22 protein-coding genes and 2 pseudogenes are annotated in these 25,760 nt (G+C 69.3%); 10 read left to right on the forward strand and 14 right to left on the reverse strand.

Annotated elements, in window-relative coordinates; translation table 11 throughout:
• Positions 1 to 41 precede the first annotated feature (41 nt).
• A complete protein-coding gene (locus ACGF4C_RS19685; RefSeq protein WP_030413348.1) occupies positions 42 to 323 on the forward strand; it encodes a metal-sensitive transcriptional regulator in 282 nt (93 codons plus the stop codon).
• Here the strand turns inward: ACGF4C_RS19685 and ACGF4C_RS19690 are convergent.
• Positions 312 to 1,712 carry a rhodanese-like domain-containing protein gene (locus ACGF4C_RS19690; RefSeq protein WP_393567790.1) on the reverse strand — a complete coding sequence of 467 codons (1,401 nt, stop codon included), beginning with the start codon at positions 1,710 to 1,712 and terminating at the stop codon, positions 312 to 314. The genes ACGF4C_RS19685 and ACGF4C_RS19690 overlap by 12 nt on opposite strands.
• 335 nt (positions 1,713 to 2,047) lie before the next feature.
• On the opposite strand from ACGF4C_RS19690, the gene ACGF4C_RS19695 reads away from it, so the two are divergent.
• Positions 2,048 to 3,304 (forward strand): SLC13 family permease, encoded by a 1,257-nt coding sequence (locus ACGF4C_RS19695; protein WP_393567792.1) that lies wholly within the window; start codon positions 2,048 to 2,050, stop codon positions 3,302 to 3,304.
• A gap of 5 nt (positions 3,305 to 3,309) precedes the next feature.
• Positions 3,310 to 3,786, forward strand: a complete 477-nt coding sequence (locus ACGF4C_RS19700) for a universal stress protein (RefSeq protein WP_393567794.1) — start codon at positions 3,310 to 3,312, stop codon at positions 3,784 to 3,786.
• Between the two features lie 73 nt (positions 3,787 to 3,859).
• Here the strand turns inward: ACGF4C_RS19700 and ACGF4C_RS19705 are convergent, their stop codons facing one another.
• The 7 genes from ACGF4C_RS19705 to ACGF4C_RS19735 all read right to left on the reverse strand — a co-directional run bounded on the left by ACGF4C_RS19705 (position 3,860) and on the right by ACGF4C_RS19735 (position 13,478).
• Entirely contained in the window at positions 3,860 to 4,810 is a 951-nt protein-coding gene (locus ACGF4C_RS19705; protein ID WP_393567796.1) for an SDR family NAD(P)-dependent oxidoreductase, read from the reverse strand.
• Positions 4,811 to 5,044: 234 nt separating this feature from the next.
• Positions 5,045 to 7,570: an ABC transporter permease gene (locus ACGF4C_RS19710; RefSeq protein WP_393567798.1), complete on the reverse strand. Its 2,526-nt coding sequence runs from the start codon at positions 7,568 to 7,570 to the stop codon at positions 5,045 to 5,047.
• 72 nt (positions 7,571 to 7,642) lie between these two features.
• Entirely contained in the window at positions 7,643 to 8,425 is a 783-nt protein-coding gene (locus ACGF4C_RS19715) for an ABC transporter ATP-binding protein (protein ID WP_393567801.1), read from the reverse strand.
• Between the two features lie 151 nt (positions 8,426 to 8,576).
• Positions 8,577 to 9,830 (reverse strand): ATP-binding protein, encoded by a 1,254-nt coding sequence (locus ACGF4C_RS19720; RefSeq protein ID WP_393567803.1) that lies wholly within the window; start codon positions 9,828 to 9,830, stop codon positions 8,577 to 8,579.
• A 5-nt stretch (positions 9,831 to 9,835) separates the two neighbouring features.
• Positions 9,836 to 10,573, reverse strand: a complete 738-nt coding sequence (cseB, locus tag ACGF4C_RS19725; protein ID WP_393567805.1) for a two-component system response regulator CseB — start codon at positions 10,571 to 10,573, stop codon at positions 9,836 to 9,838.
• Positions 10,574 to 11,017: 444 nt separating this feature from the next.
• Entirely contained in the window at positions 11,018 to 11,716 is a 699-nt protein-coding gene (locus ACGF4C_RS19730) for a helix-turn-helix domain-containing protein (protein ID WP_393567807.1), read from the reverse strand.
• Between the two features lie 1,489 nt (positions 11,717 to 13,205).
• Positions 13,206 to 13,478 carry a hypothetical protein gene (locus tag ACGF4C_RS19735; protein ID WP_393567808.1) on the reverse strand — a complete coding sequence of 91 codons (273 nt, stop codon included), beginning with the start codon at positions 13,476 to 13,478 and terminating at the stop codon, positions 13,206 to 13,208.
• Between ACGF4C_RS19735 and ACGF4C_RS19740 the strand changes: the two genes are divergently transcribed.
• Positions 13,465 to 13,821 (forward strand): NPCBM/NEW2 domain-containing protein, encoded by a 357-nt coding sequence (locus ACGF4C_RS19740; protein ID WP_393567810.1) that lies wholly within the window; start codon positions 13,465 to 13,467, stop codon positions 13,819 to 13,821. The genes ACGF4C_RS19735 and ACGF4C_RS19740 overlap by 14 nt on opposite strands.
• 350 nt (positions 13,822 to 14,171) lie before the next feature.
• Positions 14,172 to 15,374, forward strand: coding sequence for a multidrug effflux MFS transporter (locus ACGF4C_RS19745; protein WP_393567812.1), 1,203 nt, complete (start codon positions 14,172 to 14,174; stop codon positions 15,372 to 15,374).
• Positions 15,375 to 15,562: 188 nt separating this feature from the next.
• On the opposite strand, the gene ACGF4C_RS19750 is transcribed toward ACGF4C_RS19745, so the two are convergent.
• From ACGF4C_RS19750 to ACGF4C_RS19765, 4 genes and pseudogenes are all read right to left on the reverse strand, one after another.
• Complete coding sequence (locus ACGF4C_RS19750; RefSeq protein ID WP_393567814.1) at positions 15,563 to 16,036, reverse strand: cupin domain-containing protein; 474 nt, start codon at positions 16,034 to 16,036, stop codon at positions 15,563 to 15,565.
• A 120-nt stretch (positions 16,037 to 16,156) separates the two neighbouring features.
• Complete coding sequence (locus ACGF4C_RS19755; protein ID WP_393567816.1) at positions 16,157 to 16,432, reverse strand: hypothetical protein; 276 nt, start codon at positions 16,430 to 16,432, stop codon at positions 16,157 to 16,159.
• A 48-nt stretch (positions 16,433 to 16,480) separates the two neighbouring features.
• Positions 16,481 to 16,624 (reverse strand): annotated as a pseudogene (locus ACGF4C_RS19760) (helix-turn-helix domain-containing protein); the annotation flags it as partial.
• 11 nt (positions 16,625 to 16,635) lie between these two features.
• Positions 16,636 to 17,655 carry a hypothetical protein gene (locus tag ACGF4C_RS19765; RefSeq protein WP_393567817.1) on the reverse strand — a complete coding sequence of 340 codons (1,020 nt, stop codon included), beginning with the start codon at positions 17,653 to 17,655 and terminating at the stop codon, positions 16,636 to 16,638.
• A gap of 1,240 nt (positions 17,656 to 18,895) precedes the next feature.
• On the opposite strand from ACGF4C_RS19765, the gene ACGF4C_RS19770 reads away from it, so the two are divergent.
• From ACGF4C_RS19770 to ACGF4C_RS19790, 5 genes are all read left to right on the forward strand, one after another.
• Positions 18,896 to 19,087 (forward strand): hypothetical protein, encoded by a 192-nt coding sequence (locus ACGF4C_RS19770; RefSeq protein ID WP_393567819.1) that lies wholly within the window; start codon positions 18,896 to 18,898, stop codon positions 19,085 to 19,087.
• 290 nt (positions 19,088 to 19,377) lie between these two features.
• Entirely contained in the window at positions 19,378 to 20,346 is a 969-nt protein-coding gene (locus ACGF4C_RS19775; RefSeq protein WP_393567821.1) for a hypothetical protein, read from the forward strand.
• Complete coding sequence (locus ACGF4C_RS19780) at positions 20,343 to 21,455, forward strand: NAD(P)/FAD-dependent oxidoreductase (protein ID WP_393567823.1); 1,113 nt, start codon at positions 20,343 to 20,345, stop codon at positions 21,453 to 21,455. The genes ACGF4C_RS19775 and ACGF4C_RS19780 overlap by 4 nt, the downstream gene beginning before the upstream one ends.
• Positions 21,456 to 21,554: 99 nt before the next feature.
• A complete protein-coding gene (locus ACGF4C_RS19785) occupies positions 21,555 to 22,613 on the forward strand; it encodes an AMP-binding protein (protein ID WP_393568016.1) in 1,059 nt (352 codons plus the stop codon).
• Entirely contained in the window at positions 22,613 to 23,974 is a 1,362-nt protein-coding gene (locus ACGF4C_RS19790) for an aldehyde dehydrogenase family protein (protein ID WP_393567825.1), read from the forward strand. Before ACGF4C_RS19785 ends, ACGF4C_RS19790 begins: the two co-directional genes overlap by 1 nt.
• 63 nt (positions 23,975 to 24,037) lie before the next feature.
• On the opposite strand, the pseudogene ACGF4C_RS19795 reads toward ACGF4C_RS19790, so the two are convergent.
• Positions 24,038 to 24,664 (reverse strand): annotated as a pseudogene (locus ACGF4C_RS19795) (histidine phosphatase family protein); the annotation flags it as partial.
• 129 nt (positions 24,665 to 24,793) lie between these two features.
• Positions 24,794 to 25,675 carry an LLM class F420-dependent oxidoreductase gene (locus ACGF4C_RS19800; protein WP_393567827.1) on the reverse strand — a complete coding sequence of 294 codons (882 nt, stop codon included), beginning with the start codon at positions 25,673 to 25,675 and terminating at the stop codon, positions 24,794 to 24,796.
• Positions 25,676 to 25,760: the final 85 nt, after the last annotated feature.

A 25,760-nucleotide genomic window follows, 5' to 3' on the forward strand; every position in this document is an offset into this window, starting at 1 on the left:
TTAGGATACCCACGGGGGTATCCTAAGAAGGAGTGTGGGTTGTGGAACTGGCGATGGCGGCTGAGGAACTGAAGACGGTGGTCAACCGGCTGCGCAGGGCGCAGGGACAGATCGCCGGTGTGATCCGGATGATCGAGGAGGGGCGGGACTGCGAGGAGGTGGTCACGCAGCTCGCGGCGGCCTCCCGGGCTCTGGACAAGGCGGGTTTCGCGATCATCGCCACCGGTCTGCAGCACTGCCTGACCGATGCGGACATGGCCGCCTCGGGGGACCGGGAGCAGATGCGCACCCGGCTGGAGAAGCTGTTCCTTTCACTGGCCTGAGCACACGCACTGGTAATCGGTGCTGTCGGGACGGGTGAGGGTCAGACCCGCATCGGCGGCGGCCTCGAAGCCGTCGTCGACGGCGACCACCTCGCGCCCGGCGGCGTGCAGCAGGGATGCGGCAATCGCCGCGCGCATCCCGCCGGCGCAGTGCACCCAGACCGCTCCGTTCGGCACCTCGCCGAGGCGGCCGGGCAGCTCGTGGATCGGGAGGTGCACCGAGCCGTCGATGAACCCGTCCGCACGCTCGGCATTCCGGCGCACGTCCAGCACCACCACCTGCTCGCCGCGCTCGCGCACCCTCGCCAGGTCGGCGAAGCGGGCGCGCGGGAAGGAGGCCGGCTGCTCGCCCGCACGGACCCATGAGTGCGGGTCGCCGGTGGCGGCGGCGGCCGGACGGTCGATGCCCACCCGGGCCAGCTCACGCTGTGCGGCGGCGATCTGCTCAGGCGTCTCGGCCAGCAGGGTGACCGGCTTGCCCCACGGGATCAGCCAGGCCAGGTAGGTGGCGAGCTTGCCCTCTCCTTCGAAGTTGAACGATCCGGCCACGTGGCCCTTCGCGAAGGCGACGCGGTGACGGAGGTCCACCACCCACTCCCCGGCCGCCAGCCGCTCGGCGATCTCCTCGGCGTTCGCGGGCTTCGGTGGGGTGAGGTCGATGGGAGCGGGGCCGGCGGCGTTGGCCGGGCCCATGTGTGCGTAGTAGGCGGGAACGTCGTCCAGTCCGGCGAGCAGCTCGGCGACGAAGGTGTCCACGTCCTTGGTCAGCGCGTCGTTGGTCCGGCGCTCCTTGCCGATCGTGGTCGTGTCGCCCTCCGCCTGGGAGGAGGAGCAGAAGCTGCCGAACCCGTGGGTGGGCAGCACCGGTACGTCGTCGTCCAGCTCGTCGGCCAGGCGATGGGCGGAGGCGTGCTGAGCACGGGCCAGCTGCTCGGTGAGCCGCGGCTCGACCAGGTCCGGCCGCCCCACCGTTCCGATCAGCAGCGACCCGCCGGTGAACGCCGCGACCGCGTGGTCCTCCTCCGCCAAGACGTAGGAGGTGTGGTGCGGAGTGTGACCGGGCGTGGCCACGGCACGCAGCACCAGGCCCTCGTCCACCGTCCATGCGTCACCGTCGGCGACCGGAGTACGGCTGAAGGCGACCGACGCCCCGGCAGGTACCAGGTAGCGGGCCCCGGTGATGCGGGCCAGCTCCAGCCCGCCGGTGATGTAGTCGTTGTGCACGTGGGTCTCGGCCACATGGACGATGCGCACCCCGCGGCGGGCCGCCGCGGCGATGACCTGCTCGATGTCCCGGGGCGGATCCACCACCACCGCGGCACCACGCCCACCGGCCAGGTAGCTGCGGTTGCCCAGGCCCTCGAATTCCAAGGTGTCGACGAAGAACACGACTACGACTCCTCACTGGACGATGTACCCCAGGGGGTATTCGACGTGCACTCTAACAGCGATACCCCTAGGGGTATTCCCGGGCGATTCCTGCCAGGTGCGCTCACCCCTGCTCCGAACGTCGCATCCACCCCGTGGGTACCCGGAGGGGCGGAGAGGATTCAGTTGTTCCACCCCATCTGTTCCAACCCATCTGTGCCACCCCCTCTGTGCCACCCCCTCCGGGAGTTCCAGCAGTTGCTGTGCCGGAGGCTGGTGGGGAGGGAGTGGTCTGTCCGGCTCCCGCCAGAGGAACGTGCGGCCGCCGCAACGTCCCGTCGGGAGAAGATCTGACGGTGAACTCATCTGTGGCGGAGGTCGTCTCCGTCTTCCTGCTCCTGGCGGTGCTGGCGTGCGCGGTCATCCGACCGTTCGGGTGGCCGGAGGCGGTCGTGGCTGTCCCGGCCGCGGCCGTGGTGATCGCGACCGGGGCGATCTCGTTGGGGCACGCCCGGGAGGAGGCGCAGCGGCTGGGGCCGGTGATCGGATTCCTCGCCGCGGTCCTGGTCCTTGCCCAACTGTGCGATGACGAGGGGCTGTTCCATGCGTGCGGGGTCTGGATGGCCCGGAGTGCGGCGGGGCGCCCGCACCTGCTGCTGGTGCAGGTGTTCGCGGCCGCATCGGTGATCACTGCGGTGCTCAGTCTGGACGCCACCATCGTGCTCCTCACGCCGGTGGTGTTCGCCACCGCGGCCCGACTCGGCGCCCGGCCCAAACCGCACGTCTACGCCTGCACCCACCTGTCCAACACCGCGTCGCTGCTGTTGCCGGTCTCCAACCTGACGAACCTTCTGGCGTTCGCCGCCAGCGGGCTGACCTTCACCCGGTTCGCCGCGCTGATGGCCTTGCCGTGGCTGGTGGCGATCGCCTGTGAGTACGTGGTCTTCCGCCGGTTCTTCGCCACCGACCTGGACGCCGGCGCTCAGGCCCCGCCGGCCTCCGGGCCGCGCGAGGTGCCGGTGTTCGCCCTGGTCACGGTGGTGTGCACGCTGGCCGGTTTCGTACTGACCTCCACGGTGGGGATCGATCCGGCCTGGGCGGCCTGCGCCGGTGCCGTCGTGCTCGCCGGGCGGGCTCTGGTGCAGCGCCGCACCACGCCCGCGGCCGTCGTGCGCGCCGCCGCGGTACCGTTCCTCGCCTTCGTGCTGGCCTTGGGCGTGGTGGTCCGCGCGGTCGTCGACAACGGGCTGGCCACCGGGCTGGGGCACCTGGTCCCCGGTGGCACAGGCCTCGCGGCTCTGCTCGGCACCGCGGCGCTGGCCGCGGTGCTGGCCAATGCCATCAACAACCTGCCCGCCGTGCTGGTGCTGCTGCCGCTGACCGCCCCGTCCGGGCCGGGTGCAGTCCTGGCGGTGCTGCTGGGCGTGAACATCGGCCCGAACCTCACCTACGCCGGCTCCCTGGCCACACTGCTGTGGCGGCGCATCGTGCACGAACACGACAGCGACGTCGCACTCGGCGAGTTCACCCGGCTCGGTGTGCTCACCGTGCCTGCCGCGCTGGTGCTGTCGGTGCTGGCACTGTGGACCTCGCTGACCCTCATCGGAGGCTGACCGCCATGAAAGTCATCGTCTGGATCACCGAGGGCACCTGGCCCGCCGGCATCGACGCCGCGCGTACCCACGCCCCCGACGGCGCCGCGATCGTGCTGCTCCATGTCACTCCGGCCGACGTTCCGGGCGCGGCGCACGGCGCGTTCGCCGGTCTGCTCGGGCGCGGCCACCCCGAACGAGACCCCGGCACCAGACTGGAGCACCTGGCCGCCGCCTCCGCCGACCAGCTCCTTGCCCAGGCCGAGCGGCGCCTGGGCCGCCCGTGCACCCGGGTCGAGCGCACCGGCCGCGTCGAGCGGGCGGTCGTCGCGGCCGCGGAAGGCGCGGACCTGCTCGTTCTCGCCCGCGACGGCGACCGTACGCACCTCGGGCCGCGGAGCCTGGGGCCGGCCAGCCGCTTCATCGTCGACCATGCCCCCTGCCCCGTCCTGCTGGTGTGGCCCGAGCCCGCACCTGGCATCGGCACCATGCCGCCCCCGTGAAGGCCGGGCGGGGCATCGCGAGCCGCTGCGGAAAGACGCCCGAGAGCTGCCTCGCCGGCCTCCACCTCCGCGCCTACCGGAAGCCGAGGTGCGGATCGGCGCCGACCAGCTCACCGCTGAGGGCCCACAGGTGAGCGGCGACGGCCGGGTCGGCCATATGAGAGGGGAGGGGCTCACGCCGCGGTACGCCACGCAGGCCGAAGACCCTCGGCCCCCACAGCTGCCCGCCCTGCACCTCCGGGTCGAGGACGGCACGGACGACGGGCCATGCTCCGGCGTCCTTGCCCTGCACCAAGAGCGCGGCGGGCAAGGCGCGCAGCCGCTCGCCGGGGGTCGTCACACCTACCGGCGCTCGGGACGGGGTGAGGGAGTCCAGTGCGCCGCCGGGGTGGGCCACCACACTGAGCACCGTGCTGCCGACGGCCCGCAGACGGCGGTCGAGTTCGAAGCCGAAGCACATCTGGGCCAGCTTCGATCGGCCGTAGGTGCGCTTGGGCCGGTAGTCCCGGGTCGACTGCAGATCGCCGAGGTCCAGTCGCTCGGACCGCGCCGCGAAGCTTCCCACCGTCACGACGCGGCCCGCCGGCGCCGCGGACAGCAGGGGGGCCAGCCACTGGGTCAGCGCGAAGTGGCCGAGGTGGTTGGTGCCGAACATCAACTCATGGCCGTCCGCGGTCTCTCGACGCGGCGGGTCGTCGAGCGCGACCCCTGCGTTGTGGACCACCGCGTCGAGATGAACGAGGTCCAGCCGGTCCACGGCGGTCCTCAGGGACGACAGGTCGGCAAGGTCCAGTTGAAGGTGTTGGACCTGCGCGCCGGGGACGCGCGAGCGGATCGAGGCCATGGCGGCGTCGGCCTTCGCGCGGTCCCGGCTGCCGAGTATGACGAGGGCGCCGGTGGCGGCGAGCTGCTCCGCGGCAAAGTAGCCGATCCCGGCGTTACCCCCGGTGACCAGGAAGATCCTGCCCTCGGCGGACGGCAGCCGGTGAACGTCCCACGATCGGCCCTGGGATGCGGAAGACACGATGACAGGCTCCTTGCGCTCTGCGGCAGCGTGCTCATGGGGAGCACCGACCCGCCCAAGGTCGCAACCTCCACCGACATACCGCCGACAGATCACACTCACTGCCGACAGCTGTCCGGCACCCACCAGAAAACTGCAGCGAGCAAGAAGGCCGCTGTGCCACGACGGGTGCAGAACTGAGAGCGCGCGGCCGGGGTGAAGCACCCAGTGGTCATGAGCGTGGCGGGCGGGTGGTCACTGCGCTGTGGTCGCCGCGGGGATGTCGACCCGGGCGGCCCGGCGGGCCGGCCAGAGCGAGGCGAGCAGCGCGCCGGCCAGGGCGATGAGTACGCCGAGGGCGAGGCGGCCCCAGGGGAGGACCAACTCGTAGCCCACCACGCTCTGTTGGAGGGTGCGACCGAGGGCCCAGCCCAGGAAGATTCCCATGACCGTGCCGAGGGTCGCGCCGAGCGTGCCGAGGAGCAGGGCCTCCAGGCGGATCATTCGGGTCACTCCCGCGCGGTCCAGGCCGAGGGCGCGCAGTGTGCCGATCTCCTTGCGGCGTTCGAGGACGGACATCGCGAGGGTGTTGGCGATGCCCAGGGCGGCGATCGCCAGGGCCATGCTCAACAGGGCGTAGAAGACGTTGAGTTGCTCGCCGATGCCGCTGCTGTCCTGGGCCCGGATGCTGTCCTGGTCGAGGACGGCCAGCGCGGGGTTGTCGCCGAGGGCGTGGGTGACGGCTGCGAGCGCCGTCCGGCTGGGGCCGCCGTTGGTGGCGACGAGGATCGCGTGGGTGGTTGGGGTGGAGTCGTAGCGGGCGACGAGGGAGTCGGGTGCGGTGATGCTGGGCATCAGGTCGCTCTGTTCGTCCGCCCGGTAGACGGCGCCGATGGTGACGCTGCCGCGCTGGTCGTTCTGCCGCTGAAGGGGGAGGGTCTGGCCGACGTGCCAGCCTGCCTGGTCGGCCTTGAAGTCGGCCACGGCGATCTGGCCCTTGGCGAGGTTGTCGAGGGAGCCCTCGATGACGTCGTACCGCAGCAGTTGGCCGATGCGGGTGGGGTCGACGCCGGTCAGGACGGAGGAGACACCGCCCAGGCGGTATTCGGTGGACTGGTTGAGCGGGCTGTACGTGGCGCCGGGCAGCTTCTTGAGGGGCTCGGTGGTGGCGGCGGTCATCTGCCGGCCACCCGCGGGCTTGACCACGTAGTCGGCGCTGAGGTCGTGGGTGGTCGCGCGGTCGAGGTACTGGGAGGCGGAGGCCCCCAGGACGGACAGGCCCGAGGCGAGGGTGAGGGCGATGGCGAGCGCGGTGGCGGTGGCGCCGGTGCGGCGTGGGTCGCGCACGGTGTTGCGGGCGGCGAGGTCACCGTGGACCGGGGCCACGCGTGTCAGCAGCGGCTTGAGCAGGGTGACGACCGGCCGGGAAAGCAACGGGATGAGGCCGATCACCCCCGTCAGCGTGAGGGCCGCGCCGATGCCGATGACGGTCCGGGCGTCCTTGGCCGTGGTGAGGGCGCCGTACACCACGGTGACGGTGCCGGTGACCGCGAGTGCGGCGCTCAGGCCGGTGCGCAGCGAGCCGGCGCGCGCGGGCGCTGTCTGCTCGGCCGTGCTGAGCGCGGCGACGGGCGGGATGGCCATCGCCCGGCGGATCGGAAGCCACGCGGCGACCATGGGCAGCAGGGTGCCGACGAGGAGGGCGATGATCACGGTGCCCGGCGTGAGAACCAGCGGGGCGGCCGGGGCGTCGGCCGGGGCGAAGAGTGCCTGGAGCAGCCCGGCGACCCCGGTGCCGACGGCGAGACCGGCCACCGAGGCGATCGCGCCGACGAGAAGCGACTCGGCAAGGAGGATGCGGCGCACTTGCTTGCGGGTGGCGCCGATGGCCCGCATCAGGGCCAGTTCCCGGGTGCGCCGGGCAACCAGCATGGTGAAGGTGTTGGAGATGAGGAAGGTGGCGACGAACAGGGCGACCGCGGCGAAGCCCACCAGGATCTGGCTCATGGTGTCGCTGTCGTGGGTTGCGAGGTTCGCCTTGATCTGAGCGAGCCGGGCGCCGGTCACCGCGCTGGTGCCCTTGGGCAGCACGGATTCGACGCGGCTGAGGAGCTGGGTGACGTCGGTGTCGGGTGTGGCCGTGAGTTCGACGTGCTGGTAGCGGCCCGCCTGGAGGAAGAGCTTCTGTGCGGTGGCGCCGGTAAAGAGCGTCAGGCTGCCTCCGGAGGGAAGCTTGGTCCCGTCGGTGCGGAAGATGCCGTTGAGGGTGTAGGAGGCGGCGCCCTGATCCGTGCCGACGCGCACGGTGTCACCGACGCGGTATCCGCCCTTTGCGGCGGTGGTCCCGTCGAGGGCGATCGTGTCCTTGCCGGTCGGGCCGGAACCCTCGGTGAAGCGGTAGGCGGGGTCCTTGCCGTCCGCTGCCGGGGCGAAGTTGCCGCCCTGGGAGGACGTGCCGTCACCGATCAGCTTGCCGGCACGGTCGGCGACGGCGGCGAAACCGTCGATCCGGCCTGCGGCGGCGGCGACGCCGGGAAGCTTGGCGAGGGTGCGCACGGTGCGGGCATCGATGCCGGCCCCGCCCGCTTGGGGGCCGTCGGGGGCGACATCGACGGCGATGCGCTCGTAGCCGGCGGTCGCCTTGGTCGTGGCGGCCCGGTGGAGACTGTCGCCGTAGACGAGACTGCCGGTGATGAAGGTGACGCCGAGCATGACGGCGAACGCGGTCATCAGCAGGCGGGCCTTGTGCGCGAACACGTTGCGCAGGGCGGTACGGAACATGGGATGCGGATCCTGTGAGGCGGGCTCGGCGGAGGCGAGCGGGTGGGTGAGTGGGCGCCGGGGGCGGGTGGGTCAGCTGGTGTGCGAGAGAGTGCCCAGGCTCTTCATCAGCTCCAGGACCCGGTCCGGGGTGGGATGTGCCATTTCGTCGACCAGGCAGCCGTCGGAGAGGAAGACCACGCGGTCGGCGTAGCCGGCGGCGACCGGGTCGTGGGTGACCATGACCACGGTCTGGCCGAGTTCGCGTACCGAGTCACGCAGGAAGCCGAGGACCTCGGCCCCGGCGCGGGAGTCGAGGTTGCCGGTGGGTTCGTCGCCGAAGATGATCGCGGGCCGCGAGGCCAGGGCGCGGGCGACCGCGACGCGTTGCTGCTGCCCGCCGGACAGCTGCGCGGGCCGGTGGCCGAGGCGCTGGGCGAGGCCGACCATGGCGATCACGCCGTCCAGCCACTGCTGGTCGGGGCGGCGTCCGGCGATGGTCAGCGGGAGCGTGATGTTCTCCAGCGCGGTCAGCGTCGGCAGCAGGTTGAACGCCTGGAAGATGAACCCGATCCGGTCGCGGCGGAGTTGGGTGAGCTGCCGGTCGTTGAGCGTGCTCAGTTCGGTGGTGCCGATGCGCACGGAGCCGGAGCTGGGCGAGTCGAGCCCGGCGGCGCAGTGCATCAGGGTGGACTTGCCGCATCCGGAGGGGCCCATGATCGCGGTGAGCTCGCCTTCCCGGAAGTCGATGCTGACCCGGTCCAGGGCGACGACACGGGTGTCGCCGCTGCCGTAGACCTTCGACAGGTCGGTGGCGGCGGCCGCGATCCCGGGCGCCGCGTGCAGCGCGTGCGAGGCAAAGGGGGTGACGGACACGGGGGACTCCTCTTCGGGTGCGGAACGGTGCACTTCGAAGGGTGTCGGGGGCACGTATCGGGTCCTGGGCCGTGGTGTATCGGCGTCCGCGCCGCTTTGTAGCAGTCCTGTAGGGGCCTGGTGGTCAGGCAGTCCTGTGGGAGCCTGGTGGTCAGGCCGGCAGGCGCAGGGTGGCGACGGCGCCGCCGTCCGGGGCGTTGTCCAGGCGCAGTTCGGCACCGAGCAACCGGGCTTGGCCCAGGGCGATGGTCAGGCCCAGGCCGTGGCCCGTGCCGCGCTCCTTCGCCCCCGTCTGAAACCGTCGCGGACCGTGGATCAGCAGCTCCCTCGGGAAGCCGGGGCCATGGTCGCGCACGACGACCGTCCGGCCCTCGACGGTGACCTTCACCGGGGTCCCTCCGTGTCGGTGGGCATTGACGACGAGGTTGCTGACGATCCGCTCCAGGCGGCGCGGGTCGGTCTCCACGGTCTGAGCGGCTTCCGCCTCCGCAACGGTGATCTCGGTGTCGAGACCGGTGCGTGCCACGGCCTCGGAGACGACGGCGCCGAGCGGCACCCGGGCGCGGACCGGCCGCTCGGCCCCGGCGTCCAGCCGGGAGATCTCCAGCAGATCCTCGACCAGGCCGCGCAGATCGCGCACCCGGGCGCGCAGCAGATCCTCCGTCTCACCGGCCGGCAGCAGATCGGCGGCGGCCAGCAGCCCGCCGATGGGGGTGCGCAGCTCGTGGGCCACGTCCGCGGTGAACCGGCGCTCGGTGCGGAGCAGGTGGCCGAGGCTGTCGGCCATGCGGTCGACGGTGGTGGCGATGTCGGCCACCTCGTCGCGGCCCTTGGTGGGCCCGGTCCGGGCATCGAGGTCCCCGGCGGAGATGCGGCCCGCGGTCTCGGCGACCTGCCGCAGCCGGCGGGCGAGCAGCCCGGCCCCGTAGACCGCCAGCGGCACGGCCGCCGCGACGGCGACCAGGGAGGCGACGGTCATGCTCACGTCGAGCCGGCGCAGATCGTAGAGCTCCGAGCTCATGTTGACCTGGACGGCGAGGACCGGGCTGTCCGGGCCGCCGGTCCGCTGGGCGGCCCAGAAGCTCGGCCCCACGTTCCCGTCGACGCGCCCGTCGTAGGCCGTGTGCCGGTCGCCGTCGGTGGGGTGGCGCAGGGCGGCGGGCAGCTCGGCCGGATCGAGCTCGGCACCGTCCGCCAGCGTTGCGGTACGCCGGTAGACGTCCATGGCCGAGTACACGGCGTTGAATGCCCGCGCTTCGGCCCGGGAGCGGATGTCCCGCGCGGTCCACACATGCACCAGCACCCCCACCGCCGCCACGACCAGGCATGCCGTCGCCGCGGCCAGCGCGGCGATCTTCCAGCGCAGGGACGAGAGGTCCGGCCGCAGCCGGTGGAACGGACGCACCGGCCTCAGCGCCTGAGCTTGTAGCCGAAGCCGCGGACCGTTTCGATCCGCTCCCGGCCCAGCTTCCGGCGCAGCCGCTGCACACACAGGTCCACGACCCGGCTGTCGCCGTCCCAGCCGTACTCCCACACGTTGCGCAGCAGGGTGTGCCGCTCCAGCACGATGCCCGGGTGGGCGGCGAACTCCAGCAGCAGCTTCAGCTCGGTCGGGGTGAGCGCCACCGGGCTTCCGGAGACGAACACCTCCATGCCGCCCGTGTCGATGCTCAGCTCCCCGAACACCAGCACCTCGCCCTCGGCCGGCGTCCCCCCGTCTGCGGCGCGCTCGGGGCCCGGGGCGGGCGCGTAGGCCGCCCGCCGCAGGAGCGAACGGATGCGGGCCACGAGCACGTAGGTGTCCACGGGTTTGACGACGTAGTCGTCCGCTCCGGCCTCCAGGCCGGCGACGACATCGAGCCCGTCGCCACGGGCGGACATCATCAGAACGGGCACCAGGCTGGTCTCCCGGACCTTGCGGCAGAGGCCGATCCCGTCCAGGCCGGGCAGCATCACGTCCAGAATCAGCAGGTCGAAGCTTTCGTCGCGGAACAGCTCCAGCCCCGCCAGCCCGTCGGCCGCCGCGTTCACCTCGTAGCCGTAGCGCTCCAGGGCGACGGTGAAGGACCTGCGCATCAGCTCGTCGTCCTCCACCAGCAACACACGAACCGGGCGCGGCGAGGCACCGGTGGGGGCGGACGAGGCCACGGCGGATGACTCCTGTTCGGACGTTCGGACGGGTCAGGTGAGACGACGGTCCCGGCTGTGCTCACGACTCACGCGGTCGGAGATCCGTAACGAACGATACGGCAGACACCGGCCGCGTCGACGGCATGACCCGGTGGTCTCCGCAGCCCACCCCTCGAAGCCTCTCCCACCCGCAAACCTCCAGGTCAGGTCACGTGAAGCTGGCTCGGAGACCTGCCCTTGCCATGGCACTCCATCGCCCTTCGCGCCAGGTCACCATGGTCCTGGCGCACCGATCCGATGGACAACCAAGCGCTCCCTGACACCCACCGGATACAAAACCCGCCCAGCCGGTGTGCGGCGGCGCCCCGGGACCACGACACCTGGCCAGTCCCCGGGGCGACGAAACGAACGGACCGCCGCGCCGGACACCGGAGCGCACGCGGGTGCCGGGGCCGTGACGCCTCACGACGTTGGGGGCGGCGGCGCCCCGGTGGCCAGGGCGCGGATCCGCCGCCCGGTGATCCGTGCCGGGTGGATCGCGATCCACTGGTCGCGGCCGTCACCGACCCAGGGACCGCTGTGGGCGCGCTCGTCCAGCCGGCGTGCCTCGGAGGGGTCGGTGACCGCACGGGCGTACCCGACGACCAGAACGCTCCACCCCTGACTGAAGGCGTCATCGATGTGGTCGACCTCCAGCGCGACCTCGTGACCGGCTGCGGCAGCCGGGCCGGCGTCCGGGGTGGTGCGGTAGGCGATGAACTCTTCGGCGACGGTGTAGTTCACGGGGAAGATGCCTGGCGGGCCCTCGACCGTCACGGCCACCCGGCCGACGCCGTGAGTGGAGAGCAGTTCCCGGCACTCGTCGGATGCGAGGACCAGTACCTCGGGGTGGGCCGCGGCCTTGCCGTAGCCCGAAGGGAGCTCCACGGTCCCTCCGACCAGCTCGGCCACTGTCGTGTCCAGCGCACCGGCGAGGCGCAGCAGGAAGCCGATGCCGGGCTCGGCGGTGCTCTCCTCCAGGTACTGGAGATACTCCGGCGAGGCACCGGCCCGGGCGGCGACCTCCGCACGGCTCAGCCCCAACTGCTGTCGGCGCAGGGCAGCGCGCCGCCCCAGGTCACCCTGCATCCGGGCCGGCTCTGAGGGAGGCCCGGGCTGCATGTCCGTCATCGTGCCCACATCCCTTCGTCGAGCGGGCGGTGGCGTTGCGCAGTGCGGAGGCCCGGTCGGCCTCCTTCCGCCGCGGGGTGGGGAAGGCATTGCCCCTACTTCGCCAGCATGACCGCAGTGGGGAGGCCGTGGCATGGGCCACTCGGCCGCCTCCCCCCGGCCGGCAGGACCGACATGCCCAAGGGCCGTTGTCATTGCGGGCCCCGGCCCACAGCGACGGGGCGGTGCGAAGAGCCGCTCGTCCAGTCACTCCCCATCCTGATCCGAGGTGTTCCGCGCGGGATGGGCCGACCGGCTCTTTCGTGGGAGGAAGCCCCACCAGGTCCCTTCGGTCCCCGGGGGGCCCGGTGGGCGCATGCCGACGGCGTGCCGCTCTGCCACGTGGGAAGCAGGCATGTCACGGCGGAGTCGGGGCCGGTCCGTGCCGTCACCGATCCCGAGGCAGTGCGCCGGCTGACCAAGGAGGCCCACAGCAAGCCGTGGGCAGGTGGCGAACGACAGCTCTGGGTGCTCATCGAACCCAGGCGCGTCACAGGTCGGCGCATCCAGACCGACTGAGAAGCCCCCGGCCAACGGAACAACTGAGGAGTTCACCATCGCGTTGACCATCGCGGTGGATTGCCGGCCGGGATGAACCAACTGACCTCGAATGCGGCCCCGTTGGCGAACCATGTCCGCCACCACGGCGCCTCACACACGGCTGACCTCACCCATCTCGCCACGACCTGCGGTATTTTCACTCATCGTCAGGACGTTGAAGGGTCAGTAGCCCAATCATGCACAAGCAATTCGACACCATCGGTGGGACCACACCTTCCGACACCGAGCTGGTCCAGCGCATCCGTGCGGCAGCCCGGACCGGAAGCCGGGCGGCGGCTGATCCACATGCCACACAGGCTCCCTACGGAACGCAGGCTCCGTATGGCACGCCGGCTCCGGACGGTCCAGCGAAGACGGGCGAGGAAGCCCTCGACGAGTTTCACCGCCGCCACTACGCCGCCGTACTGGCCTACGCCCGCTCCTGCTGCAGAAGCTCCCAGGCCGCAGCGGACCTGGCGAAGGAAGCCATCAATGGCGTCCTGCACTCCCAAGAGCCGGGGGAGGGGGCTGATGCCGTATGGCGGGACAGGCTGCTGGCGGCGGTACGCGACACCGCCGCCGCCTGGCACCAGAGTTCCCGGAACGCCGAACTGCGCGACAACTTCGAGTCCTGGCTGGCCAACCAATCAGGGGAGGGACCCGATCCCTTCGACGGCGAACGGGAGCCTGCCACGGGCGACGAACCCGCCGTCGCTGCGCCCCCTTTGGCGGTGAAGCCGAACGGCGAACCGCGCGTGGCCCAGGTGTCCCGACTCTCACCCGCGCGCGTCGCCCTGCTCGCTGTTGCCGTGACGGCCCTGGCCGGCGCTGCCATATCCGCCGGCACCCTGCTCGGACCGGCGCGCCACGACACCTCGGCCGGCAGCCCCCAACGGTCCGGTCACCCATCGGCGACCACTCCGGACCCCCCGCCGAGCGCTCGGCCCAGCGGCTCGGCGACCGCCTCCCGCCCGGCGTCGGGCTCCCCGTCCCCCACCCACACCAAGGCGTCCGAGCATCCGCGTTCCCGGCCCTCGTCGTCGCCGAAGCCGTCGCCTTCCGGGCGCCCGGGCTCCGAGGACAGGCCGTCGCCCGCCCGTACCACCCCGTTGAGTACCCGGCCGTGGACCTCCAGCACGAACGGCTGGGGGCCGGTGGGGATGAACCGCAGCATCGACGGACACCCCCTCACCATCCAGGGAACCAGCTACACCGAAGGACTGGGGGCCCACGCCTTCAGCGAGATCACCTACCACCTCGGCGGCGCCTGCTCCGCCCTCAGCGTGGACGTGGGCATCGACGACGAGGTGGGTGCAAACGGCTCAGTGGTCTTCCAGGTCTACCGGGACGGCACGAAGGTCGCCGACAGCGGGCTGATGACGGTCGACCAGCCCGCGAAGCACCTCATCGCAGACCTGACCGGCGGCAGCGAGATGCGGCTCGTGGTCACCGACGGGGGCAACGGCAACAACTCCGACCACGCCGACTGGGCCGGTCCCCTCATCACCTGCCGCTGAGCGGTCACGCCCGACCTGCACGGGTTGATCGTTCACCAGGGCGGCCCCCGAGCTGTTCGCCAAGGAGCTGATGGCCCGCATCGCCGCAGGTCATAAACGCATTGCACCGTCCGACCACGCCCATACGATGGGCGTGACGACAGCCTTGACGCAGAAGGGGACACGTTGCAGCCGGCATTACGTGCCGCAGGTGGTGAACGGGCGAGCCGACGGCCTCTCAACGCCCACGCCACCTGGTGGCCCTTGGTCCGAAGACCATAGCCGCACCGCAGAGCCTGCCGACCCCGGCACGGCTCTGCTCAGCGTGCCCGCATGCCCTTCTTCCCATCGGGTCCGTCCTTCATGAGGCCATGAAACAACACAGATATCTGCCTGCCCTTTTGGTCGTGACGCTCATCGGCACGATCATGGAACTCGACATGTCCGTGCCCAGTTTCCCGGACATCGCCAAGAGCCTGACGGCGTCCGAGTCCTCGGTACAGCTGACGATCACCTACAACTTCTTCGGCTACTGCCTCGGTGCCCTGGTCTACGGTCCGCTCTCGGACCGGTTCGGCCGGCGCAAGGTCATGCTGCTCGGCAACACGATCATGCTGGCCGGTGCACTGGGCTGCGCGATCGCGACGAACATCGAGTTCCTGCTCGCCTCCCGGCTCCTCCAGGGGGTCGGCGCCAGCACCTCCGTGGTCCTGGTCTTCGTCATCATCGGCGACGTCTACCAAGGCACCGAGCTGTTCAAGATGTTCGGGCTCACCAACGCCGCGATGTCCACCTTCATGACGGTGGCGCCCGCACTCGGCGGACTGATCAATCGCACGATCGGCTGGCGCGGCAACTACGCCACCGTCTGCGGCATCACCCTGGTCTCGCTGCTGCTGATGGCATGCTTCCTGCCCGAGACCAAGGACGTACCGGCCAAGGTGACAATTCGTCAGATCGGCGCGGACTACCGCCAGTTGCTGTCCAGCAAGGAGTTCCTCGCCGCCTCGGTCGCCCCCAGTCTGCTGTTCGCCGCCTACATGGTGTTCATCGCGTCCAGCTCGTTCCTCTACACCGGCACCTACGGGCTGTCCACGATCGGGTTCGCCGGCCATCTGCTGATCATCGTGGCCTCGTTCGCGGTGACCAGCCTGTTCGCCTCGAAGCTCATCGGGGTGCTCGGCGGCCCGGAGCGCACGGTGGTCCACAGCATCGCCGCCACCGTCCTCGGCATCGCCCTGTTCCTGGTGTTCGGCGAGGGCGCATGGACGACCACCGGCCCCATCGCCGTCTTCTGCGTCGGCTTCGCCGCGGTCTACCCGGTCATCTTCGGGCGTTCCCTGGCGGTCTTCCCTGAGCTCCAGGGCGCCGCGTCCTCGCTGAACATGAGCGGACGGGCGCTGCTGGTGACCCTGCTCACCGGCGTCGCCAGCAGCCTGTTCACCGGTGACCCGCTCGTGACCGCAGGAGTGATGGCCGTCGCCGTGGTCGTCGCCGCGCCCCTGGCCTTCGTCAAACCGAAGCAGCGTGCGGCGGACCCGATGGAAACCGAGCCGGTGCCCGAGACCGGCTGACAACCACCGGCACTCAACGGGGGCGGACTGCCGAACATCACCGCGGTCAAGTGAGGCCCGCGAGCACCTGACCCCGCCCCACAGGAGCCGCGGCGGCCGGCGCCACGACACGCACCGGCCGCCGCGGCCTCCGCCCCTAGTTTGCCCGACCCCGGTCGCAGGGCGATCTGGAACGGGGCGCGGGTGCTTCACCCGATCAACCGGTCCACGCCTTCCTCCTGCCGGGTGTCTGAATCCTTGACTTGGTACAGCTCGCGCACGGAGACCTTGATCGGCTCTTGTGTGGTCCGGGCGATCACGACGACCACGGGCTCGTCCGGGTCGGGATTCTCCTCGCGATGCGGGACGAACGGGGGGACAAGCACGAAGTCACCAGGACCGGCGGAGATCCGTACCTCCTCTTTGCCGTCGTGGAAGACGAACACGGGGTGACCGCTGACCACGTAGATCCCCGCCTCAGACGCGCCGTGATGGTGGTTGTCCGTGGCACTCAACGGCGCATTCTCCACCAGGCCCATCCAGAGCTTCTTCGAGCCGACGGTGCCGCCACTGATGGCGGCATGGCCATCCAACTCGCCAGCTCGCACGTGGTGGACGCGGCTGCCCGGCGGACCGTTGCCGTCCGCGCTCAGTGCGGATCCAACGCCTCGGTGGGTGGTCATCGTGTGGCCTCCTGATTGTCGACGATGGCCTTTGGCCGACCATCAGGCTGCGACCACCACACCCGGGACGACAACTATTGTTGCTGTAACGGCAACCACGCGTCCCCGGGACGACGGCGTTCACTCAAGGGCCTCGTAGTCAGGTGACGGGTGAACCAGTTCGGGGTGTTCCACCACGTATCGATCGCCATGGATCGCCAGCATCGCCCAGTGCCACGCCTCATCGTGAAAGACGAGTCCACGGTAGGGCTCATCAACCGGCTCGTACGGGTAGCACCGCAAGGCCGTTTCCCTGGCTTCTGCCGGCGACAAACCGCCATGGTGTTCCATCACCCAGGCGTAAGCACGCCGCTCGGACCGCAGACAGTCGAGGTACTGCGCCTCACTCCAAGTCACGGCTCAACCATAAGCGCGTTTCCACAGGTTCTGTCGGCAGCCGCCGGCCCCCAGCCTCGGCCGCCCGCTGCGGGGCCGGGTCGGCCGGACCGGTCACCCCGCAGGCATGGAAGCGGCCGATCCAGCGGCGCACCGTGGCCGGGCCGTACTCCACCAGTACGGCGATCTCGCAGGTGAAAGGCCATGCAGCGACTGCGAAAAGCTCAGTGGGCCCTGTAGCGGCTGGCGAGTGCGTGGAACGCTTGCTTCGGTTCCCAGGGCATGTCGGGGTAGGTGCGCTTGTCGACGGGATAGTCGCTGTGCTCGTCCAGGACTTTGACGATGCCGTAGGAGGCGAGGTCCTCGTCCGGTCCGGATGCCCGGTGGGGTGTGCTGAAACCGGCGAAGCTGAACCAGAAGACGGAATCGACGCCCTCCCCCTCGAAGACGGTCATGAGATCGTCGAGGTAGCGGACCTGCTCGCCCTCGTCGCGCACCAGGCCGGGTTTGAGGGTGACACCGTCGGCCTCCCTCGCCAGGAACCAGCCGGCACCGCCGTGCTCTCCCGCTCCCCGGTAGGTGCAGCAGCCGGCCTCCATGATGGCGACGGGTTTGCCATGGCCGCATTCCTTGCGCAGGTCGGTGCGGTAGGTGGCCGCGTTGCGCAGGCTGCGGAAGGCGTCCAGGCCGACGATGTCGAACGGGGCCCAGTCCACGCCGTCCAGAGGGCAGGAGGCGTAGCTCACGCGGCCGCCGAAGAGGGGCCGCACGGCGTCGACGACCTCCCCCAGGAAGGCGTTGACCTTGTCGGGGATGCCCTGGAGCGCGGCTTCGCGGCCGGGGCCCGCCAGGACCGGAATGCGCTCGTTGAGTGTGTCCCCGGGCAGGTAGCCGCGGGCGAACACGCTGAGTTCGCAGCCGGTGACTAGGACGACCTCGGCGCCGTCGCGCCGCAGTCGCTCCGCCCGCTCGGCGCAGTCGGCGAGCAGCGGCAGCATCTCGGCGTTCGACAACTCGCAGGGAAACGGCGAGAACCAGACCTCCAGGCCCGCCTCCGCCGCGGACCGCGCCGTGGTCTCGATACGGTCCGGATCGCCCCCGGTGATACGGACCGCGGTGCAGTGCAGATCCTCCGCGACGACACGCATGTCCCGTTCGACGTCCCGAACGTCGAAGACGGGGCGCGATGTGTCGCCGTTGGGAAAGGTGCCGGTGTCGTAATGGATGCCCTTGCCGCGCAACATGACGAATGCCTCCGGTGGGGTGCCTGTGCCTGTGCCTGTGCCTGTGGCTGTGACTGTGTCTGCCGTACGGCGTCATCGTCCAAGCTGCCGCTGCGTCAGCGTCAAGCCCGCACCGCGGCCGGCCAGTTGAGCTGAGGAGCCGACGGACCAGCCCCTGGTTCCTGTCCAGTCATCGACAGAACGTCTGGAAACGCGCTCAAAGGGGCAGCAGAGCCGACGCCATGAGCGCTGCGCCTGCCACCGTGACAGAGGTCCGGCGGCTCCTGGACGTTCCGCTTCCCCGCCCCGGGCCCCGCAACGTCCCCCTCGCCCACGCCCTGAGTCGGTTCCACTGGCGACGACATCACCAGGCCACCGCCCGGCACCAGCATTACCGAAGAAGAACCAGCTCAGACAACGAATTCTGACCGGAGTACCACGGGCCGCGCGTGCTGGTCCCGCTATTGGAGTCCACCGACCCGGACACTGAAATCGACCTGCCGGACGGTTTCCACGCATCCACCAGCGCTGCATGGGCACCTTGACCAATCCGTTGCGAAGGGTTGACCAGTTGGTTCCGGCATGTATTCTCTAATTGAGAGACGACATCGTTTAGGAAGACCTCGGCAGACCTCAGTAGAGCTCGGAGGATCCTTGTTAGACCGGTTCGGTAGGCAGCTGCAAGTTAGCGACTCAGTTACTGTCCGTGGGCATATTCATAACGAGGATTATCTGTACGGGTTATATCGCTTCATCAGGGGGCTCGTCCACCATCGAATAGCTGTTGAATCGCTCACTCCTCCCTCGGTGCGCCGGAGGGGTGATGACGTAAAGGTATGCCCATGCAATCTGGACGATGGGCACTCCGGCGGGATTTGCGATCCCGGTGTACGCGTCAATGTTCCTGATGCTTTTATTAAAAATTGTCTAGGGTCTAACGTTTATGCAAGACGAGAAGAGCTTGCGCCCATTCCCGAGCCGCGTAAATGGCCAGTGAAGCCTGTCGCTAGACAGATGAATTCGCGGTATGAGACTGAGCGAATCGCATCGTGCCGGGTCCGGATGAGGGCGGGACCCGTAACGCAGCCCAATGAAGTCCCTTTGAACAGCTCGGCCGCCACTTTCGGGATCGGCACCTAGACCGCCCGCCCGCCGCTACGTCAACGAGGGCATCGATGTCCTCGCCGCGCCGGCCCCCAGCCTGGCCGACGCCTCCGCCGCCTCCGGAGAAGAGCGGCGCCTGCTGCTGGACGGCGCCCTGATGTCCGCCCGGCGCTGCACCAGCCTGGCCACCGAGGCCAACCCGGAGCCGCTCTCCCTGCCCTCACCGAGGCCGCTTGCTGAGCAGGACGTGGAGATCACCGCCGACTCCGGCTACCAAGGCGCCGGCACCACCGTCCACATCCCGATCGACGCCACAGGGGCAAGAGCCGCGACGGCCGGGAGAAGCTGACCAACACCACTCCTGCACGCCTGCGAGTCCCCGCAGAGCGGCCCTTCGCCCAGCTCAAGAGCTGGCGCCTGCGCAAGATGCGCCCCCATTAGTCATCGCTGGCGACCCGGTAAATCGAGGCTGTCTAATTGCCGTCGGCTGAGGTGAGTGGATTGACCGGGCGGCCGATGACGAGCTCGTCGAGACGACCCAACGACCACCGCCATGATGGCGTAAAAAACCGACTCCGTTCGCGCCTCCCCCACGGAGAAATGGCAGCGGAGACATCTCACTGAACGAAGGGAAAGACCTTGCCTGAAACGTTTTCCGGTCGGCATATCGAGATTGCCTGGCCCGACCTGGGTCTCACCGTGACCGCGGAACTCAACGGACGCAACGCTGAACTTGCCGACGCACTGTGGGAGGCGCTGCCTTACCAGAGTCTGCAGGGCCACGCGCTGGTGGCGGGACAGCATCTCTATCACGCGGCACCGATCCCGTCGCTGCTGCATCTGTCCGCGTCCACTCGGATCGCAGATCGACGCGAGGCGCCCGATGGGACCGTATTCTGCTCCGCGCTGCAGCATTTAGGAATCAAGTACGGCACGTTGACCGAACCGATGCCGGCATCCCCGGTGGGCCGAATCCGGCAGGAGGACATGCCCGCACTACTGGAAGCCGGGCAGGCGGTCTGGGATTCCGTCTATTCGACGAAGAAGCCGATCCTGGTGGAGGTCCGCAAGGCGGGAACGGAAGGCGGCCATCGTATTCCGCAATTGACCGCCGCAGATCCCGACGCGAAACGTCTCATCCACGACGTGCACACCGCCACCGAGCGGGCTTGGCTCTCCGCGCCACAGGAGCTCGCCGACCTCCACGAGGGGGTGATCCCTTCCGGGGCAGGGAGCTTTGAGACGGTGTTGCCCACTCTGCTGTTCGTCAACGGTGAGACCCGCCCGCTGGGGTATGCCACCTACGGTGGTCTGGTCCGGGCCGCGGTCCAGGGCATGCCGATGGATTCATTGCGTCACATGACGCGCCTGCTGGTCGGTATTCCGGCCGAGTTTCTGGGCTACTGCGGCCTGGAGCAGCTGTGGAGTTTCACCCAGCGCTTCCTGACCTGCCTCGACCAGCTCGACCGCGACGATTTCCTGAGTGTGGTGGGCCAGCTGGCCCTCTACGTCAACTGTCTGGGCGGTTGGAATCTCCACCTGTACCCGTGGGACGCCGGGGATCACCTGCGCCAACTGCGCCCCAATGAATTGGTCCGCCAGTCATGAGCCAACTCCCCGAACGCACGGATGCCGTGGTCATCGGCGGGGGCGTCATCGGCACCTCAATAGCGTGCCAGCTCGCCGAGGCAGGCGTCGGTACCGTCCTGCTGGAGCGGGGCGCGCTCGGATCGGGATCGTCCGGGACCACTGCGGGCGTTGTGCGTACCTACTTTCCCGGCAACGCCCTCATCAGCAGCCTCGCCGTCCGGAGCCTGGCGGCTTACCACGCCTTCACCGAACGGACCGGAATCGACCTCGGCCTGAAGCGCATCGGCTTGCTCGTGCTGTTCACCGACGAACAGCAGGTGCAGGACTTTCGGCACACCCAGGCTGCCCAGCAGGCAGCGGGAGTGGACGTCGAACTCGTCACTCCCGCCGAAGCCGCGCGGCTCAACCCGCTGGTCGACGAGCGAGCCATCCTGGCGGCAGCCTGGTCGCCCGAGGCCTACGCCTGCGATCCCGCCGCGATCGTGCGCGGCTATGCCACAGCCGCCCAGCAGGCCGGCGCCATCCTGCGCACGGAAACAGCCGTCACCGGAATCGACCCGGACGGGCAGGTCCACACGCCTGCGGGCAGCATCCGCGCCGACACCGTCGTCTGCGCGGCAGGCCCCTGGGCGGGGAAGGTCGCCGCCATGGCCGACGTGCGGATTCCGGTGACCACGTACCCCGTTGACATGCTGCTGACCGACACCCCCGCCAGTGCCCCGCGCAACGCTCTCCCGATGACCATGCACCCGTCCAGCCTGCGCATTCGAAGCTGGGGAGACCGCATTCTCGTCGGGATGGGCCGCCCGGCTCCGGACGAAACCCGACAGGCCTGGCTGCAACGGGTTTCCCAGCACCTCGGCACGACCTTCCCCGCCCTCGCCGGAAACGACCTTGAGAGCGGGTGGAGCGGGGACCTCGATGTCAGTCCGGACGGGATGGCTTTCATCGGCCGCGATCGCTCCCGCCCGTTCCTCTACGCGGCTGGCTTCTCCGGTCAGGGACTGTGCCAAGCCCCTGCCGCCGGAGAGATCATCCGAGACCTCGTGCTCGACAGGGAGTCCTGGATCGACACGACCGGCCTGTCCACCGCCCGCTGCCTCAGCGGTTCGGCCGTGACCGGGTAGGAACGTGCTGCGTGTGACGGAGAAGCGGGCGCGCACGACGATCCGACGGTGCGCGCCGCTTTCCTTGGCATTCGTTCAATTCTTTCGAGAGGGAAATCCATGGTCGAGCGCACCGGCGGAGAGTTCGTTCGGGAGATGATGCGGTGGCACTTCAGTCCGGAGACCGGGTCGCCGTTCTGGCTGAAACGGGCCAGGGACCTCGACTTCGATCCGCTGACCGATGTCCGGGATTTCGACGATCTCGGCTTGTTCCCCAATGTGGTGGACGAGCTGCGCGATGTCGGCGTCCGTGACCTGATTCCTCGTGGCTACGGTGATGAGCACGGGGTGGCCGTCTACGAAAGCGGCGGAACCACCGGGCAGCCCAAGCGAGTTGCGTATGCCGCGGAGTGGCAGCGGGGCAGCGTCGCATGGTTCAGCGAGCGACTGGACGCGCACGGCGTACCTCGGAATGTCGACTGGGTCAGTGCGGTTCCCAGCGGGCCGCACAATGTCGGGGCGATGGCGGTCGACACCGCGATGGCCCGGGGCGGGCTGAACTTCAGCATCGATCTGGACCCGCGCTGGGTGAAGAAGATGCTGGCGCAGGGCCGGACGGACATGGCCGAGGCCTACACCGACCACATCATCGAACAGGTCGGCTACATCCTGGCCGGGCAGGATGTGGGCGTCCTCTTCGGCACCCCGCCGATGCTGGAGCGCCTCGCGCACCACGACGACCTGGTCGAGTTGGTGAACCGGAAGGTGCGCGCCATCATCTGGGGCGGTACACATCTGGACGCCGACACCCGAGATCTGCTGCGTGACGAGGTGTTTGTGAACGCCAAGATGGTCGGCGGGTACGGCGGCACGATGATGCTGGGGACGTCGGTGGAGCGACCCGGCCTCGGTGACGACGAGCCGTGCGTGTTCGACTCCTTCGCTCCGTACACCACGTTCCGGGTGATCGACCCCGACACCGGCCAGGTCGTTCCGTACGGCGAGCGCGGGCAGATAGTCGTGCATCACATGAGCCGAACTGCCTTGCTGGTCAACAACATCGAGCGGGACTTCGCCACCCGGATCGCACCGTTGGACGGCGGCTTCGGTGATGCGGTCGCAGATGTCGCACCCGTGGCGTCCTTCGGCGACACGAAGGTGATCGAGGGCGTGTACTGATGTTGCCCCTGGACGTTCTCGGCCCCGGCGGCCCCTATCGGTCCCGGCGCCAGGAGACCATTCAAGGTCTTGCCGAAGACCCGGTTGCGAAACTGAGTCTCGCACCCTCGCTCTACGTCACTCGCGCGATCAAGGCCATGCGTCGAGCGCCGGCGCTCCCCTTCGACGCACGGATCGCCGCGTTCGCACAGGCGGGCCGGGCTTTCGCCACGCAGTCGATCGGGGGACTGACGTCGGAGGAGTATCAGCGCACCGTCAGTGTGGTCACCGGGTTACCGATCACGCTGGTGCGCCAGGCCGTCGACGACCTCGCGCAGGCCGCCGAGCGGATCCGCCAGAGCGTGGAGAACGCGCGGCCGGCCGCCGCGGTCGGCTCGTGGCGCGATCCGCGGGCCCGGGACGGTGCGGCGGTGTGGACCCGGCGCGGCGAGGTGTTCGCCGTCCATGCGGCGGGCAACCACCCTGCGGTGCACCAGGGTTGGTTCGACGCCCTCGCACTCGGTTATCGCGTTGCCGTGCGCCCCTCCCGTCGTGAGCCGTTCACCCCGCATCGGCTGGTGACTGCCCTGCGCGAGGCCGGTTTCGGCGACGAGGGAATCGCGTTCCTGCCCACCGACCACAACGTGGCCGACGACATCCTCCGGCACGCCGACCTCGGAATGGTGTACGGAGGTGCGGATGTCGTGGGCAAATACGCGGGCGATCCACGCATTCTGCCGCAGGGCCCCGGGCGCTCGAAGATACTCATCACCGCCGAAACCGAGTGGGAGCCGATCGTCGACACCCTCGTGGAGTCGATCAGCGGCGGTGGGGGCGTCGGTTGCGTCAATGCCACCGGCGTACTGGTCGAGGGCGACCCCGCCCCCGTGGCTGCGGCGATCGCCGAACGCCTCGCCGCGCTGCCCAGCCTGCCTCCGACGGACGAACGCGCGGTCCTGCCTGTGATGCCCGTCGATCCCGCCCGTCGATGGGACGCGTACCTGCGGCAGCGGGCAGCGGGCACCAAGGCGTGGCTCGGCGGTGACAGTATCGTCGGCGATCTCGGCGATGGTTCCGCGGCCCTCAGGCCGGCGGTGCACCAGTTGGACAGTCCGTTCGCCGAACAGCTCGGGATGGAATTGGGCTTCCCCTGTGCGTGGGTTGCGCCGTGGGACCGCGATGCCGGGATCCGGCCGTTGCGCGACACCCTTGTGCTCACTGCCGTCACCACTGACGAGGACCTGATCGACGCATTGGTGGCCGAGCCGTCCCTCGCCAACGTCTACGTCGGTGACCATCCGACACCGTGGAGGGAGCACGGACTGCCGCACGACGGCTACCTCGCCGAATTCCTCATGCGCACCAAGACGATTCGACACTGACCGACGAGGGTGGCTGACCGACGAGGGCACTGCGCCACGCAGCGCCCTCGTCGGCTGCCGAGCTCAGCGGTGGTGCGTCAGGTGCGACGTGTCGTTCAGCGAGTGCACCGAGGCGTTCCCGTCCCCCTGGTGGGCCACGACCGAGAGCGATGCCGCCGACAGCTCCATCCTGAACAGCGACTCGGGCGGCGCGCCGAGCGCCAGCCGAATCAGCGTCCGCAACACGCCGACATGCGAAACGACCAAGACCGTCTGTCCCTTGTACTGCGCCAGGAGCCGGTCCCGTGAGAGCGCGGCCCGGTGCGTGACCGAGGCGAACGTCTCCCCGGTTCCGCCCGGCACCGCTGACGGAGAGGCGCGCCATGCCGCCAGCTCGTCCGGGTAGCGCTCGCCCACCTCGGCGAACGTAAGTCCCTCCCAGGCACCGAAATCCGCCTCGGTGAGCCGGTCGTCGACGTGGACTTCCAGGCCGAGCCGTCGTGCCGCGGTCTCGGCCGTCTGCCGGGCCCGGCGCAGCGGTGAGGACACCACCGCCTGCACCGTGCCGCGTGCCGCGAGCACCCTCGCGGCGGCCTCTGCCTGCCGTTTCCCGGCCTCTGACAACGCCGGATCGGAGCCGCCGCTGCCGGACAACCGCTTCTGCGGGGTCAATTCCGTCTCACCATGGCGCAGCAGCACAAGGGTCGTGGGGCTTTCCTGGGCGGCGAGCGCGGAATGCGTTCCAGCCGTTCCGCGACTGGTTCCGGCGCCGATACTCATTGGGGCACCTCTTTCGATCACAGCCCCCGTATTCGGTGGCATTGCGGCGAATTGTGTGGTTCAGCGCAGTGCGGCGATGACCGGCGCGAAGTTCTCCATGTTGTATTCCATGACCGTGAAGTAGGTGAAGCCGTAGCGTTCGCGACGCTCCTTAATTTGTTGCGCCATCTCCGTTGGAGTTCCGGTCAATACGCTGGGAAGTTCCTCGGGGCTGTGCTCGGCGTCGGGCGGCAGTGGCTCGAACCTGTCGGGCATCGTGCTGCGATCGGCGGGCGGAATCACCTGTTGCACCAGGAGATTCAGCTCCACTGCGTCGGCACGGTCGCCGAGCAGACCGCGTACATAGGCGACCCGTTCTTCCGTCTGTGCGGCTCCGGCCAGATGGAGTTCATCACCGGTGGTGTTGGCCCAGCCCCCGGTGAAGGCGATGATGTCGGCGTGTGTGGCGGCCAGTCGCAGCAGCCGATCGCCCCAGCCGCCGATCAGCAGTGGCGGCCCGGACGGCTGGGCCGGACGCGGCTGATATTCCGGGTCCTCAAACAGGCGGCGCAACGTCGTGACAGTCCGTTCCAGCTGTTCAACCCGCTTTCCGCCGCTGGGGAACGGTATCCCCGCGGCGTCGAACTCGGACTTCACATAGCCTGCGCCGAGTCCGAGTTCCATACGTCCATCGACGAATTGGTCGGTGCTTGCCACCTCACGGGCGAGAAGGACGGGGTTGTAGAACGGGGTGTTCAACACAAACGTGGACAGCCGTACCCGTTCGGTTGCTTCGGCTGCGAGCACTATTGCCGGGAACGGCGCGGGAAATCCCAGGTGATCGGCCACTCCGATCACATCAAAACCGAGTTCCTCGGCTCTGCGGCACTTCGCGATCCACTCGTTTCGCGATTCGGAAGCGAACATGTTGACACCGAAGCGGAAGGGGCGATGTAAAGGCATTATGCATGTTTACCACACGATGATTCTCCCGTCATCGCGTTGGGGCGATGAACTCACCGAGCTGTCCCGGACGTTCCACGCAAGG

Origin of the sequence: Streptomyces sp. NPDC048197 (assembly GCF_043202395.1) — a bacterium.
In the GTDB taxonomy this organism is placed as follows: Bacteria; Actinomycetota; Actinomycetes; order Streptomycetales; family Streptomycetaceae; genus Streptomyces; species Streptomyces siderophoricus.

Excerpts from the sequence above, each read along its gene's own strand:
- ACGF4C_RS19700 (WP_393567794.1), top strand. The coding sequence starts at position 3,310 with ATGAAAGTCATCGTCTGGATCACCGAGGGCACCTGGCCCGCCGGCATC.
- ACGF4C_RS19710 (WP_393567798.1), bottom strand. The coding sequence starts at position 7,570 with ATGTTCCGTACCGCCCTGCGCAACGTGTTCGCGCACAAGGCCCGCCTG.
- ACGF4C_RS19730 (WP_393567807.1), bottom strand. The coding sequence starts at position 11,716 with ATGCAGCCCGGGCCTCCCTCAGAGCCGGCCCGGATGCAGGGTGACCTG.
- ACGF4C_RS19740 (WP_393567810.1), top strand. The coding sequence starts at position 13,465 with ATGAACCGCAGCATCGACGGACACCCCCTCACCATCCAGGGAACCAGC.
- ACGF4C_RS19735 (WP_393567808.1), bottom strand. The coding sequence starts at position 13,478 with ATGCTGCGGTTCATCCCCACCGGCCCCCAGCCGTTCGTGCTGGAGGTC.
- ACGF4C_RS19745 (WP_393567812.1), top strand. The coding sequence starts at position 14,172 with ATGAAACAACACAGATATCTGCCTGCCCTTTTGGTCGTGACGCTCATC.
- ACGF4C_RS19750 (WP_393567814.1), bottom strand. The coding sequence starts at position 16,036 with ATGACCACCCACCGAGGCGTTGGATCCGCACTGAGCGCGGACGGCAAC.
- ACGF4C_RS19765 (WP_393567817.1), bottom strand. The coding sequence starts at position 17,655 with ATGTTGCGCGGCAAGGGCATCCATTACGACACCGGCACCTTTCCCAAC.
- ACGF4C_RS19770 (WP_393567819.1), top strand. The coding sequence starts at position 18,896 with ATGTCCGCCCGGCGCTGCACCAGCCTGGCCACCGAGGCCAACCCGGAG.
- ACGF4C_RS19780 (WP_393567823.1), top strand. The coding sequence starts at position 20,343 with ATGAGCCAACTCCCCGAACGCACGGATGCCGTGGTCATCGGCGGGGGC.
- ACGF4C_RS19785 (WP_393568016.1), top strand. The coding sequence starts at position 21,555 with ATGGTCGAGCGCACCGGCGGAGAGTTCGTTCGGGAGATGATGCGGTGG.
- ACGF4C_RS19790 (WP_393567825.1), top strand. The coding sequence starts at position 22,613 with ATGTTGCCCCTGGACGTTCTCGGCCCCGGCGGCCCCTATCGGTCCCGG.
- ACGF4C_RS19800 (WP_393567827.1), bottom strand. The coding sequence starts at position 25,675 with ATGCCTTTACATCGCCCCTTCCGCTTCGGTGTCAACATGTTCGCTTCC.